Here is a 14,725-nt window from a genome sequence, read left to right on the forward strand (position 1 = left end):
TTTTTTCACCTCCTTTAAAGTACTAGAAAAAATTATATCTTAACTCTCTTCAATCGAAGGGAGTTAGAAACAACACTTACCGAACTTAACGCCATTGCAGCACCAGCAACCCATGGTGCAAGTAACCCAAGTGCTGCAATCGGGATCCCTGCTGTATTGTAGCCGAATGCCCAGAAGAGATTTTGACGGATATTTTTAATCGTCTCATGGCTGATTTTAATTGCTTTAGGTATGAGCAGTAGCTCTCCACCAAGAATGGTAAGGTCAGCAGCTTCAATCGCCACTTCTGTACCAGTTCCAATTGCAATTCCAATATCTGCAGTAACTAATGCAGGTGCATCGTTCACACCGTCACCAACCATTGCTACCTTTTTACCTTGTGATTGAATCTCTTTGACTTTATCCGCTTTTTCTTCAGGTAAAACTTGGGCTATTACTTGGTCAATGCCAACCTGTTTTGCAATAGCTTGTGCTGTTCTTTCGTTATCCCCTGTTAACATGATCACTTCTAGGCCTTGTTCTTGTAACTCTTTAATTGCTTGTGGTGCTGTTTCTTTAATCGTATCTGCAACAGCAACAATTCCGCGATACTTACCATCAACAGCAATCAGCATAGCTGTTTTGCCTTCCATTTCGTAATCGACTAGTTCGATTTCCGCATCACCAACATCGACTTTGTGATCTAGCATTAATTTTCGATTTCCAACAAGAACTTGTTTTCCGGAAATCTTAGCTGCAATACCATGACCAGGTATTGCATCAAATTCTTCTACTTCCACAAAATCAATATCTTTCTCTGTTGCGTGTGCCACAATAGCTCCTGCAAGTGGATGTTCAGATCCTTTTTCTGCACTTGCTAACAATTGTAATGTTTCTACATCACCCGAAAAGTCAGTAACTTCTGGTTTTCCTTTTGTGATGGTTCCTGTTTTATCAAGAACAATTGCATCTAACTGATGCGTTCTTTCTAGGTGTTCTCCACCTTTAAAAAGAATTCCATTTTCCGCAGCTCTTCCTGTTCCTACCATAATAGAAGTTGGCGTTGCAAGCCCTAACGCACATGGACAGGCAATAACAAGTACAGCAATCGCTGCAACTAAAGCAGGTTCAAATTGACCAGGCTGGACAAACAGAATCCATACAGCAAATGTTAGAAGGGCAATCACTACAACTATCGGTACGAAATAGCCAGAAATGACATCGGCTAATCGTTGGATTGGTGCTTTCGATCCTTGAGCCTCTTCCACAACCTTGACAATCGATGCAAGCGCAGTATCTCTACCTACTTTTGTTGCTTCCATTACAATCGAACCATTTTTGTTGATCGTCGAGCCGATAACGCCTGAGTCTACTTCCTTTTCGATTGGAATGGATTCCCCAGTAATCATCGACTCATCTACAGAGGTTCTTCCCTTTACAAGCCTACCATCTACAGGTATTTTTTCTCCTGGTTTTACAACTAACCGATCACCAACAACAACTTCCTCTACTGGAATCATGATTTCCTCGCCATTTCTTATAACGCGAGCTTCTTTTGCCTGTAAATTAAGCAATGAGGACAGTGCATTCGTTGTTTGGGTTTTTGCTCTTGCTTCTAAATACTTACCAAATAAAATCAACGTGATTAGTACAGCACTTGTTTCAAAGTATAAATGTGGCATATATGCAGGATTGCCGATGGTCTTAAATGCTTCATATAAACTATAGAAATAAGCAGCACTTGTACCTAATGCAACAAGCACATCCATGTTTGCTCCACCATTTCGAAGGTTCTTATAGGCACCAACATAAAATTGCCATCCGATGATAAATTGAACGGGTGTTGCCAAAGCGAACTGGAACCACGGATTCATGAATATATCCGGTATATTTATATTTAATAAATGAACCAACATGGTTACTAATAGCGGTGCAGATAACACGGCCGAAATGATTAATTTCGTCTTCATATGTTGCAATTCTTTTTCTTTATGTGTTTTCTTTTCTTCAGCTTCCGCTTTAGGTTTCGCATCATAACCCACATTTTTGATTTTATCAATGATTGCTTTCGCATCTGTGAGTCCTGGGTTATATTCGATGGATGCAGTTTCTGTTGTTAAGTTTACAGTTGCGTGCTTTACCCCTTCTTGCTTATTCAGTACTTTTTCAATACGGGTCGAACATGCTGCACAGGTCATTCCAAAAACATCTAAATCTGTTTTTTCCATTAAAACTCCGTAGCCGACATTTTCAATTTTCTTCGTAATATCTTCGATGGAAGTTTTTTCTGAATCATAGTCTACGGTTGCCTTTTCTGTTGTTAAATTAACTTGTGCCTCGACACCATCCATTTTATTTAATACTTTTTCAACACGAGTGGAACATGCTGCACAGGTCATCCCTGTTACACCAAGTGTTGCATGATTAGTTTCGCTCATAATAGTCCCTCCTTACTTGGAAAATTGCTTTAATACAGTCATTAATTCCTCAATTGTTTCCTTACCTTCACCTTGTTTGATCGCATCACTGACACAATGGTTCATATGCCGTTCAGTGACAGCGAAACCTACATTTTTTAACGCGGATTGAATCGCACTAATTTGCACTAAAATATCTACACAATATCGGTCATCTTCCACCATTTTCTGTATTCCACGAACTTGACCTTCTATGCGTTTTAAACGGTTAATGACTTTTTGCTGTTCATCTTTTGTTCTTGGTTTACTTGGGTGATCATGTAAGAATTTATCCAAATGAATCACTTCCTTTTCTTTTATACTTATACTATACCCCCACACGGTATATCTGTCAATAAAAGAACTTCAACTTTAAAATATTTTGAAATGGCTTCTTTTACTCTTTTAACTAATCAATTGATCCTTACCCACCCTCTTCCAGAATTTAAAAACGTCTCCCGTTTTTTACCCATCTGTGAATAGGCAGCAATAATCTCATCTACAGTATCGTACAATTCTTTCGGTGTTAAGTTCTCCTTCAGTAAGAAACCAACTTCGGCGTCTTTTCCTTTTGCTTTTCCACCAACATATAAATTGTAATGTTCTTTAAATTTCATAATACCTATGTCACTTAACATTGGTTCACCGCAACCAATCGGACAGCCAGTATAAGCCATTTTTAGAGTAACCGGTACGGCTTTTCCAGCAAAGCGTCGATTTAACTCTTTTGCTACTGGCATCCCTTCCCTTTCTTCACCTTTACAAAAATTACAGGTTCGTAAGCTTTTTACGAAGTTTCCAACTGGGTAACATGACAATCCAACACTTTTAAATTCATCTATGATTTCATCTTTTCTAACCTCTGGAATTTCTATATAGAGTTGTTGAAAAGTGGTTAATTCAAGTTCATCATCTTCGTTCATATATTTTGAGATCGTTATCAGTTGCTTTGAATTTAGTTTTGCTCCAAACCCTATTCCTCCGTTTACAGCGATTTTAATTTTTTTAACATCGCTCTCCATATTCATTCCCCCATTTCATTACCAACTTACCATACCACAGAAGGGTATATTGTTTTTAAAAAACTACCAAAATATCGATTATATAAAGCCGGCTAGCCTATATTTAATAGCTTTTTTATTTCATCCTTATTCCTTTCAAACCCTATCATGCTTTTTGACTTTCTTCTCAACCCTAAGAGGGAGACCTGAGAAAATACTAGTCCCGGAACGATTCTATTTCCCGCTATCTTTATAAGATCTTTTTCTTTCGCTGGTTGTTTTACTAAATCATATTGCTTGTGCGGAATACGATGACTTTCCAAGAATTTTTTCAAATCCTGGCAATCCGAACAAGTAGGTCTAGTGTATATTTCAAGCTGATATTTAGTCATTCTCAAACTTACCTCCTTTATCTTATAATCCCTTTGTTTATTCTTTGCTTCTATAATAAAAGGATAGAAGTGCTCGTTATCACCGAACTTAAATTCAGCTCAAATTTTATACATGCCTGGTTTAGAAAATTTCGCATAAAAAGTTTTAAACTCCGAAATGTTTTCGGATCTGATTTCTCTACCTTTCTACAACACATGATTTCGCTAGCTGCAAACTTTTGACGAACCATCAATGTCCATGAAATCGGCAAATCAAATGAGAATCCATTTCGACCCTTAAAGAAAGAGGTGGTTCTAATTATCTAATTCAAGATTCCTTGAAAGTTTTGTTTGCATTAATCTCTTACATTGTTTTGCTTCTTTTACCATCAAACTTGGGTAATCATTTGTAACACTTTTCCTAATTGGTTTGTACGCTGTGCTCTAGGTAAAATCTGACAAATATCTTCCTCGTTATAACCTACTTGTAAACGCTTTTCATCCAAAATTATAGGTTTTTTTAATAAACTGGGATTTTGTTTTATTAAGCCAATCAGATACCTTAATGGCACTTCATCAATATCAACATTAAGTTCTTGATAAACTTTGGATCGTATTGAAATAATTTCATCAGTTCCTTCTTTAGTCATTTGTAATATTTTCTTAATTTCATTATCCTTTAATGGTTCAGAAACTATATTCCTTTCGATATATGGTATATCATTTTCTTCCATCCATGCTTTTGCCTTTCTACAAGATGTACAACTTGATGAAATATAAAGCGTTATTACGTTATATCACTCCTTATGATTTTATCGTGTATAAAATTTTGATGATTTCCTAAGTATAGAACTCAATTAAGTTGTTATCTATGAAGATGAGAGCACTTACAACAGGAAAATCATAGGTTCTTTAAAAAAAGAGAATAACAGGTGCCATTCTCTTTTTTAGAATCATTTACTTAATTCGGAAAGTAGCTTTCTGAATTCATCTAACTTGATTCTAGTTGTTAGCCATACGAAAGAAAATTCATCTATCTTGAATTTTTATAACATTATACTTTACATCTGCTAATGATTTGCGAATCGCTTGATCACTATCGATTGTAAAATGTGTACTAAGACCGTGGTTGCACATCCATCGCATTTCATTCCTTCAATTAGTAATTTTTTCCATACTAAATTTCTCCTTTCAAATTTTCAGAATCTATTTTAACCCATCTAGATTACATTTTCTAAATCTTTTTCCAAATAGAATCAACGTAATTAATAAAGCACTCGTCCCTAAGTAAAGATGTGGCATATAATCAGCAGTCCCAATTGTTTTAAATGCTTCATATATACTGCGGGAATATGCTGTACTAGTTCCAAAGGCAACTAGAACATTCATATCTTTTGATTATCATAAACTTGCCCCTCAATACGCTTCGAACGATTGCTGCTTGCTTTTTATTTTTTGTTCTCTGCGTTGTCGAATGTCACGAGGAATTTTTCCAAAATAATCACTTCTTTACCTTTTATAATTATACTATACCCCCCTAATGTATTTGTAAAATGGTTTTTTTATTTATTTTAAACAAAATGCTTTCTTGGGCATATATTATAATAAATTACTATATTGAAAGAGGTTTTTATATGGATTCGTTACCAGCGATCGATCTTGGATTAATGGCAGAACACTTAACTGCTCATGAAGGAGTCATTAATAAGTTATCGTACTACCAATCCTTGGTATCTAACACCGAATTGAGAAATATCCTTAAATTACAAGAGAACGTCATGCACTCCCATGTATGGGTTATGTTAGCCTTTATTAATCCGAATTATCATAATAATGTGGAGGTTCCTCCCTTAAGTGTTTATAGAGAAGAACACATTTTCGAAAGACCGGAAAAGGGAGAGAATAATAAATGGATAGCATTAGAAGCGCACAGTACTGCAAAAAATATGTCAGTGGAAAATTATAATTCTGCAATGATGATGCAAAACGAGAATGTAAAGAACGCACATATCAAAATGGCTTTACAACAAAATCGAATAGGGGAAAAATATACCCATTTTATTAAAATGATGGGATGGAGTTATGCACCAAAAGCAACGACTCAAGCGCAAATTAACACCTTTTTGCATTTTGACCATTTATTAAAACAATGATTATTTAAAAGAAATTACGCCTGCTGTTAAGAATAAGCAGCAGGCGTTTTTAAAGCTTTCAGTTATCCCTATCATTTCCAAAAGGAATAGTTAGACCTTCTTCCAAATTATAATACCCCTATACCGTAATCACTTAACTTTTTTTCTGAATTTTAATCAATCTTCAACAATTGAGCATTAATTGCGCAAATTATGGTACTTAGAGACATCACCACCGCCCCAATGGCTGGAGTTATCAAAATGCCAATATTATACAAAACACCTGCTGCTAGAGGAATAGCAACAATATTATATCCAGCAGCCCATCCTAAGTTCTGAACCATTTTTCTTCGACTTGCTTTGGACAGCTTAATAATATTTAAGATATCTACTGGATTACTATTCACTAGTACGACATCAGCTGTTTCAATTGCAACATCCGTACCCGCACCTATTGCAATACCTAAATCAGCCTCAGCTAAGGCAGGCGCATCATTAATTCCGTCACCAATCATTGCAACTTTTTTGCCACCTTGTTTTAAATCCTTCACATTATTCGACTTTTCATGTGGTAAAACTTCCGCAATAACTTTTGAAAGCCCGAGTTTTTCACCTACATAATTTGCTACCCGGCTATTATCTCCAGTCATCATTACTGTTTCTATACCACGATCATTCAATTCTTTAATTACTGTATAAGACGATTCCCTGATAATATCTGCTAAAGCTATCATTCCCTGCAATACATTATCCTTTAGTACAAAAACAACTGTTTTCCCTTGCTGGGCGAGTTTTTCATATGTTTTTTCATCAAAAGCAATCTTATTCGCTCTCATAGCTCCAGGACTAATAACTGCGATTTCTGAGTCATTTACGTTAGCAGTTAATCCTTTCCCAGTTAAGTTTCTATAATCTGTTACATCATAGGTTTCTATGTTTCGTTCTTTTCCTTCTTTTACGATTCCTTTTGCAATTGGATGATCCGATTGTGTCTCAACAGAGTAAGCTAACTTCAATAATTTTTCTTCGCTAGTTCCGTTACTTGGATGTATATCCGTCACACCGAAGTTCCCCTCAGTCAACGTACCAGTCTTATCAAATACGACACGATCCACTTTCCAAGCACTTTCAAATGGGGTACGATTGCGAATTAACAATCCTTTTTTTGCTGCAATCGATGTAGATCTTGAGGTAACCAATGGTCCTGCTAGACCTAGTGCATGTGGACAAGCAATAATCAAGACCGTAACCATTCTCTCCAAGGCAAATTCAAAATCACCTGTAGTCATCCAATAGGCTAACGTGATAATTCCTACAACTACAGCAACATAAAATAGCCATTTTGCAGCAATATCAGCAAATCCTTGGGCTTTTGATTTCGTTTTTTCAGCGTCACTAACTAATTGAATCACTTGAGCAAGGTACGTATCATTACCTGTTTTACTAACTTTTATTTTTAGTACACCTTCACCGTTCACCGCACCACCAATAGCTTCCATGCCAGGTCCTTTTTCAACAGGTACAGATTCTCCAGTAAGCATGGATTCATCAACTGTTGATTCCCCTTCAAAAATTTCACCATCTAGTGGAATCTTTTCTCCAGATTTAACTAGAATTTGATCACCTGATAACAACTCTTCAACAGAAACATCTACAATGTTTCCAGAAGCATCAATTTTGTGTGCTTCCTTTGGCATGAGTTTTATTAACTCTTCCAAGGCTTTCGAAGCACCCATGATGGATTTCATCTCAATCCAATGTCCTAGCAACATAATGACGATTAATGTAGCCAATTCAAAGAAGAAGTCACTACCTTCAATAAAGAAAGCTGTCAATGTACTATATACATAAGCTGTTACAATAGCTAAAGAAATTAACATCATCATTCCAGGTGTTTTTGCTTTTACTTCATCCCACGCACCAAGTAAGAAAGGTTTACCGCCATAGAAAAAGACAATCGTTGAAAGCAAGAATAATAGTAAAGTATCACCAGTAAAGTTAACTTCATACCCAAAAAGCATTTGAATCATTTCCGACAAATAAGAAATTGGTATAGCCAAAACTAAGGATACCCAGAATCGCTTTTTAAAGTCCTCAATCATATGTTCATGGTGACCTGCATGGCCACCTCCATGTCCACCGTGGTGTTGGTGAACATGTTCGTTGTGTTTATGATTCTCATGTCCTTCATGCAAACTGTGTGCATGTTCATGTTGGTTATGATGCATGTGTCCTACATGTTCGCTGTGATTGTGTGTCTCATGCCTTTCTTGTTCACTATGATGGTGATGTGAATGGCTTTGCTCGTTATGACCTCCCTGCTCATGATGGTGTTTGCTCTTTTCGTTACCTTGCTTTTCCATTGTTCTCACTCCTTCAATCATTTTAGTTTGAGAAGATTTTATGTTCTTTATTCCACCTCCTATCACAATCATATCATACGATACCCATGTACCGTATAGATTAAACAAGAAATATTGTTAAGAAACTGTGCATTTTCTATGGAGTTATCGGAAATTAGTTTATTAGAGTAAATAGTGGGAAACTGTATACTGTGTACGATAAAAACATAAATAATTCAGGAGGGTTTTAAAAATGTCACATGAACAACATCAAGAACTAATCCAGTCGTTACATGAATGTGCGGTAGCATGTAATTATTGTTATGATGCATGCCTGAAAGAGGAAGATATTAAAATGATGGCTGAGTGCATCCGATTGGACAGAGAGTGTGCTGATATCTGTTCTTATTTAGAACAAGCGTTATCAAGAAACACACCATTTGTTTCTGAATTAGCCTCAGTTTGTGCCAAGATTTGTGAGGCATGTGGAAACGAATGCAAAAAACATGACCATGACCATTGTCAAAAATGTGCGGATGCCTGCTTTAAATGTGCAGAAGCATGTAGAAGTGTTGCTTAAGAGCATCCATTATGTAAAAAAAGTTTCTACAAGCGGGTTAAATACCGGCTTGAGAAACTTTTTTATCAAATATAAAATTTCATTTATTAATCCATTTATATCCGATTCCCCAAACCGTTTTAAAATACTCATCGATGGGGAAACCAACCTGACGAATTTTTTCTCGTACATTTCTGACATGTGAGTCCACGGTTCGTCCTTCCGTTTCCGAATTGACCCCCCATATTAAATCAATTAACTGATCTCTGGAAAAGACCAGTTCCGGATTTTTCAATAAGACTCCAATCATGGCAAATTCTTTTGGTGTTAATTTAATCGGGTCATTTTTATAGGTAAGCTCAAACCGATCTTCATCCCATAACAATCCATTTACTTCAATCTTACTGGCTGGTTTTATTCTCCGCAACAATGCATCCATTCTCGCTACTAATTCCTCTTCATTAAAGGGTTTTGTAATATAATCATCTGCACCCAGTTTCAGTCCTTTCACGATATCTTCTTTCTGTTCCCGTGCAGTGACCATAATAATCGGCACTTCTGAAAAACGCCTTATTTCCCTACAAAGTTCCCATCCGTTCATTTCCGGCATCATTATATCAAGCAGAATGATGTCAAATTCCTCTTCTTTTATATAGGATAGTGCCTTTTTAGCTTCCAGCGCTTTTTGACACTGATAATGATGTGGCTTCAAATACAATGCCAACAAATCCAACATCCGTTTTTCATCATCAATTAATAAGACTTTATTCATGGGAATCACCTCTCTGCAACGTTATGATAAAACTAGTCCCTTCGCCCAGTTTACTTCTAACCTCAATCGTACCACCATGGAACTCCACAATTTCTTTTGCAATAGCTAATCCCAATCCAGTTCCACCACTCAATCTTGACCTGGATTTTTCCACGCGGTATAAACGTTCAAATATATAAGGTAGGTCTTCTTCGGGAACCCCTTCGCCTTCATCCGAAATCATCGTTATAATCTCACGTTTACTTTGGGATACTTCTAATGAAATTCGCTTTCCTTGAGAGGTATGTTTTTTTGCATTATCCAATATATTCAATAGCACTTGCTGAATTCTTTCAGGGTCAATATGTGCAGTGATATGGTTTGGACAACGAACGGAAAATGTGATGTTCTTTTCTTCAAGTGCAGGTCGAATGCGTTCAGTAATCGTATGGATTAGTTTTCCAAACGCGACATCCTCTTTATTTATAGTGAACTTATTCTGATCCATTTTTGCCAGCTCAAATAAGTCTTTAACTAATATCGCTAATTGTTCGCTTTCTTCCCGAATAATTTCAATATACTCATTTCTCTCGTTACCTGATATGTCACCTCGGCTAATTATATCCGCATATCCTTTCAGATAGGTTAACGGGGTTCGGAGTTCATGCGAGATACTGGCCAAAAATTCATTTCTCTCATTTTTCAATCTCTCCAAGTCATCCGATAACTTCGTAATTGAAGCTGCCAATTCCCCCAGTTCATCTCTACGTTCGGTATGTAGCTCCACCTTATGTCTACCTTTACTTAGTTGTTCCGTTGCTTCCTTCATTTTAACCAACGGTTTTGTAATTAGTCTGGAAAGGATAAAAACAGTAATAATCGTCAGAATGATAGTAATAAGTCCAATAACTATAAATTGATCACTTAAATGATCGACAATTCTTCTGATATTATTAGTATCAGCGAACATAAATACATGACCCTGATGTTCCTCATTTATTGTAATGGGACTATCTGTTGCTATGTATTTTTTTTCCGGCCAACGTTCTTCCAATACTTTACCCTCGTTAGGCATTTGTTTATAATCCGTGTGTTCTATAACATCCATCATTTCCTGTTCAATTGAATCCGAATTGACGATTACGTTCCCTAAGGCATTTGTAATCACGACTGTAAAATCTGATTCGGACTCCATTATAGCAACATGTTCTAATGTAGTTTGATTAAAATTCTCTTCCAATACAGCGCTATGAGTATTACCTCGGGCCAATAGGTTAGCCATCACTTCCTCAATCCGTTCATTTGCTAGGTTCGTATACAGAACAAAATACAGGAAGGTCTCAATAATCAAGATAAATACAAAAAACAGAAGACCAATTTTTAAGGATAGTTTATTTAACATAATTGACCCCTTTATTACCAATAGGTTAGTGTATCTACTATACCAATCAGGAGTAGTAAAACACCAGCGATTCTTTGGGTTATTGCACCTATTTTCCTGCTTTTCTTTAAGATTGCTCCACTTGCCCCAAAATACCAGATTAAAAATATAACTACCAGCAACGGAAGTGAAGTCCCTAAGCCAAATACAGAAGGTAGAACAAAACCATTAGATGTTTCCAATACTACAGGCATCAACGTGAGTATAAATAACACAAACATGGTCGGACAAAAAGCTAATGTGAAGCTTACCCCCATCAGAAAGCTACCGAAGTAACTATCTTTTAACTTATTGAAAGGAATTTCAAAAATCGCCCAGGTTTTCTTCCACTGAAATACTCCCATCATATACATGCCGATAAGGATAAGTACTGGTCCGATTGCTTTTCTTAAAATAGGGAACATCTGTGTCAATGTACTATATATCTCTTGCCCTACCAGCCAAATAACTATCCCAATTATAGAGAACACAACTATCTTACCTAAAATAAACAAAAACACATGTAACCATGGAACCTTGTCTACGAACGATTTATTACCATAAATAGTAATTGCACTTATATTACTAGTAAGTTGACAGGGTGCAACGGCCCCAATTACTCCCAGGAAAAACGCAAACAGTAAGGGAAGATGCTCAAAGCCATATGCAATTTGTTGAAGTTGTCCGCTTAGAGTACTACTGATTTGATTGAATAGATCAAACATATTTAGTTCAACTCACTATCACTTATTTTACTTGGCCATTCTCAAGGATCTGTAACCATGATTCCGTATCATCCTCTGATAAATAAGCATGTCCTTTTATGGTATAAATGGCTAATTGGTTTTCATCCTGTGAATTTTGTGCAATATAGACAGGACTATCCTCTTCCAATTCCGGTAATTTTATTGCTACTTCTTCACCATTTTCAACATTCCTCTTTACAAGTTCTGGACTGGAACTAAAGCTTGCATAATATAAATGATCATCATTAAAAAATACAGCTGTCCCGACATCATTTCCATCCGTTACAATTTGAAAAGTGTCCCCTCCATCTTCAGATAAATAGATACCAGTCGAAGTGGCAGCTGCAACAAAGCTAGAGTTGGATGGATGAATAGCCAACGAAAGAATTTCGCCTGCAAGGCCTTTGGCATTTACATTTTCCCATGAATCGCCATCATCTGAACTTCTGTAAAAGCCCTGTTCTAATTCGGAGTTTGTTGCAGGATTCATCAGAAAAATATCGTGGCTATTATATCCCACTGCCATGGCATGAAAGTCGGTTTCACCCTCAAATTTAAGATGTTCCAGTGTTCTGCCCCCATCGAAGCTCCGCTGAATACCGATTGGATTCGGCAAATCGGAATCCTCTCCAGGGTGACCTGATGTGTAAAATCCCTCGTCTACTGCATTAAAGCCCATATAATCATTAAAATTCTTGGTTGTTTCATACCAATTACCATTACGGAGTATTTTCAAGCCGGTATGAGTAGCAAAATATAGTCCATTATCATTACCAGCATAACCCATACCATGAACATGATCTATATTACCATCAGAAGCGACTTCAAAGTCTTCTTCTTGATTATTACTGCAGCCTGCTAAAAATATCCCTACGATAATTGTTACAGTTATTATTGTCTTACTCAACATCATTCAAATCCTCCATATCTTCAATACATTCCAATTTTATATAGGTATGTTTAACCTTAAGTTATTCTATAAAAAAATGTCGATTTTTTGTGCAGATTACACCAATAAACTCACTCCTTTAGAATTGATTTTAAACGTTCAAATTCCTCATTGTCTATTTCACCTCTTGCTATTCTTTCTCTTAAAATTCTTTTGGAACGATGTCCTCCATGAATAATGTTTCTAATTAGGAAACAACCTAGAATAATTAACCCCAGCCATAATATTAACATACAAATCATAGGCCAAATTGAACCATAACCATACATTAAATGCATTTTGTCACCTTCTTTTTATTGATTCCAATAAGTATATAAAAAATTAATCCAGAAAGTTTGCAGAAGAAATTGTTTAGTCTTATTAACAAATTCTTTAGGTAAAACTTATCAATGCAGAAAAATCTGCACATAAACTGCAAAAAAATGGGGTAGAGTGGGTATGAATAATATAATGGAGGGGTTTAAAAATGAAAAGAAATAAAATTATAATGGGACTTATCTCTATCTTTACGGTGTTCCTATTAGCAGCCTGTGGTGGGGAAGCAGAAGAAACGAATCCTGAAGAAAACACGGGTACAGAAACAGAATCCAATACAGAAGAAGAAATGGATATGGAAACAGAATCTGACTCAAATGAAGATATGGAAGGTATGGACCATTCTGAAATGGATATGTCCAGCTCTGGCGAAGTTCCTGAGGATTTGAAAGAGGCTGAAAACCCAACCTATGAAGTTGGAAGTCAAGCTATTATTGAATCCGACCATATGGAAGGTATGAATGGTGCGGAATCAACAATTGCTGGTGCATATGATACTACGGTATATACTGTTTCTTATACTCCCACAACTGGTGGAGAAGAAGTAACAGATCATAAATGGGTCATTCATGAAGAATTAGAAGATCCAGGTGAAGCACCGTTAGAACCTGGTACGGAAGTGACTCTAAATACAGATCATATGGAAGGTATGAATGGTGCAACGGCTGAAATTGATTCCGCAGAAGAAACTACCGTCTATATGGTTGATTTTGTTACGACAACTGGTGAGGACGAAGTGGAAAATCATAAATGGGTAACAGAAGACGAATTATCACCAGTTGAATAAAATATAATTGATACTTTTTTAAACTTAAAGAGCTTATTCATATTGAATAAGCTCTTTAAACTATTGAAATGTTATAGAAGGTTAGAAAGAAAGACATTCTACTTTTTTCTTCACCCGCATATTTGTAAGCCATTTAACGCCACTGTGATACTATATATTAATAATAGAGACTCAAATTAATTTAAACGAAAGGCGAGATGAACTATGTATTTAAACTATAATGATGGTCATGGATTATTTGCTACAGAAAAAGAATTTTGTTTGATTGTCAATGATGATATTATTGGCCCAATGCCAGGAACAATAAAATTCTGTAACCTACTGCTTTCTTTGGTGGAAAATATTGAAGATAAACCTACTCGTTTACAAATAGCAAAGGAAATGGCAAAAGAAATGCAAGAGTCTCGAGAACGCTCCTAAAGTAATTTCATATTATCATTTTCTTTCAGTCTAATGCCTATGAATAATGACGTTGTTTCCTGTGGTGTATGGTTCAATATCAATTCTAATTCTAGCATATAGTTTTATCCGCTATATTTAATAAGATTTTAATAGGAAGAATTTAAAGGGTGAAAGAGATGGGGCTACTTATAAATGTTTATTTTGTGGGGAAAATGAGGTATACTATGTTTAGAAAGTCATATTATAATAAAAGACCGACCATGGCGGTACATGGACGGTCTAATGTATAACAGCCCTTCAAGGGGGCAGCTCACACGTTTGAGTTAAAAAGTAACCAACCCAAATGCTGGCTAGGCGTTCAATGGGTGGTTACTTTTTTTGTTGTGACAGTATAGCTACAATTAAGGTTGAGAAAGAGATCATCAGAACCAATGCTTCAAATACTGTCATATTATCACCCCCCTTCAAGAAAAGGGGTGAACTACCACCCATGAAAGCCCTATTACACTTATATC

Annotated in this window: 15 protein-coding genes and 1 pseudogene; 4 read left to right on the forward strand and 12 right to left on the reverse strand. The window is 36.2% G+C overall.

Features of this window, described 5'->3' with window-relative positions; all coding sequences use genetic code 11:
• Positions 1 to 32: 32 nt before the first annotated feature.
• From OMHG_RS09735 to spx, 5 genes and pseudogenes are all read right to left on the reverse strand, one after another.
• Complete coding sequence (locus tag OMHG_RS09735) at positions 33 to 2,417, reverse strand: heavy metal translocating P-type ATPase (RefSeq protein WP_010650472.1); 2,385 nt, start codon at positions 2,415 to 2,417, stop codon at positions 33 to 35.
• A 12-nt stretch (positions 2,418 to 2,429) separates the two neighbouring features.
• Positions 2,430 to 2,732: a metal-sensing transcriptional repressor gene (locus OMHG_RS09740; RefSeq protein WP_010650474.1), complete on the reverse strand. Its 303-nt coding sequence runs from the start codon at positions 2,730 to 2,732 to the stop codon at positions 2,430 to 2,432.
• Between the two features lie 108 nt (positions 2,733 to 2,840).
• Positions 2,841 to 3,457 (reverse strand): annotated as a pseudogene (locus tag OMHG_RS09745) (nitrite reductase).
• Between the two features lie 92 nt (positions 3,458 to 3,549).
• Positions 3,550 to 3,828 carry a glutaredoxin family protein gene (locus OMHG_RS09750; protein WP_010650477.1) on the reverse strand — a complete coding sequence of 93 codons (279 nt, stop codon included), beginning with the start codon at positions 3,826 to 3,828 and terminating at the stop codon, positions 3,550 to 3,552.
• 368 nt (positions 3,829 to 4,196) lie between these two features.
• On the reverse strand, positions 4,197 to 4,595 hold the full coding sequence (gene spx, locus OMHG_RS09755; RefSeq protein ID WP_081498520.1) for a transcriptional regulator Spx: 399 nt from the start codon (positions 4,593 to 4,595) through the stop codon (positions 4,197 to 4,199).
• A gap of 846 nt (positions 4,596 to 5,441) precedes the next feature.
• On the opposite strand from spx, the gene OMHG_RS09760 reads away from it, so the two are divergent.
• Positions 5,442 to 5,960, forward strand: coding sequence for a hypothetical protein (locus OMHG_RS09760; RefSeq protein WP_010650480.1), 519 nt, complete (start codon positions 5,442 to 5,444; stop codon positions 5,958 to 5,960).
• 152 nt (positions 5,961 to 6,112) lie between these two features.
• On the opposite strand, the gene OMHG_RS09765 is transcribed toward OMHG_RS09760, so the two are convergent.
• Complete coding sequence (locus tag OMHG_RS09765; RefSeq protein WP_010650482.1) at positions 6,113 to 8,302, reverse strand: copper-translocating P-type ATPase; 2,190 nt, start codon at positions 8,300 to 8,302, stop codon at positions 6,113 to 6,115.
• Positions 8,303 to 8,534: 232 nt separating this feature from the next.
• On the opposite strand from OMHG_RS09765, the gene OMHG_RS09770 reads away from it, so the two are divergent.
• Positions 8,535 to 8,861 (forward strand): four-helix bundle copper-binding protein, encoded by a 327-nt coding sequence (locus OMHG_RS09770; protein ID WP_010650483.1) that lies wholly within the window; start codon positions 8,535 to 8,537, stop codon positions 8,859 to 8,861.
• A 79-nt stretch (positions 8,862 to 8,940) separates the two neighbouring features.
• Here the strand turns inward: OMHG_RS09770 and OMHG_RS09775 are convergent, their stop codons facing one another.
• From OMHG_RS09775 to OMHG_RS19040, 5 genes are all read right to left on the reverse strand, one after another.
• On the reverse strand, positions 8,941 to 9,612 hold the full coding sequence (locus tag OMHG_RS09775; protein WP_010650485.1) for a response regulator transcription factor: 672 nt from the start codon (positions 9,610 to 9,612) through the stop codon (positions 8,941 to 8,943).
• Positions 9,605 to 10,993: a sensor histidine kinase gene (locus OMHG_RS09780; RefSeq protein ID WP_010650487.1), complete on the reverse strand. Its 1,389-nt coding sequence runs from the start codon at positions 10,991 to 10,993 to the stop codon at positions 9,605 to 9,607. Before OMHG_RS09780 ends, OMHG_RS09775 begins: the two co-directional genes overlap by 8 nt.
• 14 nt (positions 10,994 to 11,007) lie before the next feature.
• Positions 11,008 to 11,736 (reverse strand): cytochrome c biogenesis CcdA family protein, encoded by a 729-nt coding sequence (locus OMHG_RS09785; protein ID WP_010650489.1) that lies wholly within the window; start codon positions 11,734 to 11,736, stop codon positions 11,008 to 11,010.
• 22 nt (positions 11,737 to 11,758) lie between these two features.
• Complete coding sequence (locus OMHG_RS09790; RefSeq protein WP_010650490.1) at positions 11,759 to 12,667, reverse strand: F510_1955 family glycosylhydrolase; 909 nt, start codon at positions 12,665 to 12,667, stop codon at positions 11,759 to 11,761.
• Between the two features lie 110 nt (positions 12,668 to 12,777).
• Complete coding sequence (locus OMHG_RS19040) at positions 12,778 to 12,984, reverse strand: SHOCT domain-containing protein (RefSeq protein ID WP_010650493.1); 207 nt, start codon at positions 12,982 to 12,984, stop codon at positions 12,778 to 12,780.
• A 188-nt stretch (positions 12,985 to 13,172) separates the two neighbouring features.
• Between OMHG_RS19040 and OMHG_RS09800 the strand changes: the two genes are divergently transcribed.
• Entirely contained in the window at positions 13,173 to 13,808 is a 636-nt protein-coding gene (locus OMHG_RS09800; protein WP_010650494.1) for a YdhK family protein, read from the forward strand.
• Between the two features lie 204 nt (positions 13,809 to 14,012).
• Positions 14,013 to 14,228, forward strand: a complete 216-nt coding sequence (locus tag OMHG_RS09805) for a hypothetical protein (protein WP_010650496.1) — start codon at positions 14,013 to 14,015, stop codon at positions 14,226 to 14,228.
• A gap of 351 nt (positions 14,229 to 14,579) precedes the next feature.
• Here OMHG_RS09805 and OMHG_RS19460 read toward each other — a convergent pair whose 3' ends face one another.
• Positions 14,580 to 14,702, reverse strand: coding sequence for a putative holin-like toxin (locus OMHG_RS19460; RefSeq protein ID WP_222704855.1), 123 nt, complete (start codon positions 14,700 to 14,702; stop codon positions 14,580 to 14,582).
• Between the last annotated feature and the right edge of the window lie 23 nt (positions 14,703 to 14,725).

Source organism: Oceanobacillus massiliensis str. N'diop (assembly GCF_000285495.1).
Classification (GTDB): domain Bacteria; phylum Bacillota; class Bacilli; order Bacillales; family Amphibacillaceae; genus Oceanobacillus; species Oceanobacillus massiliensis.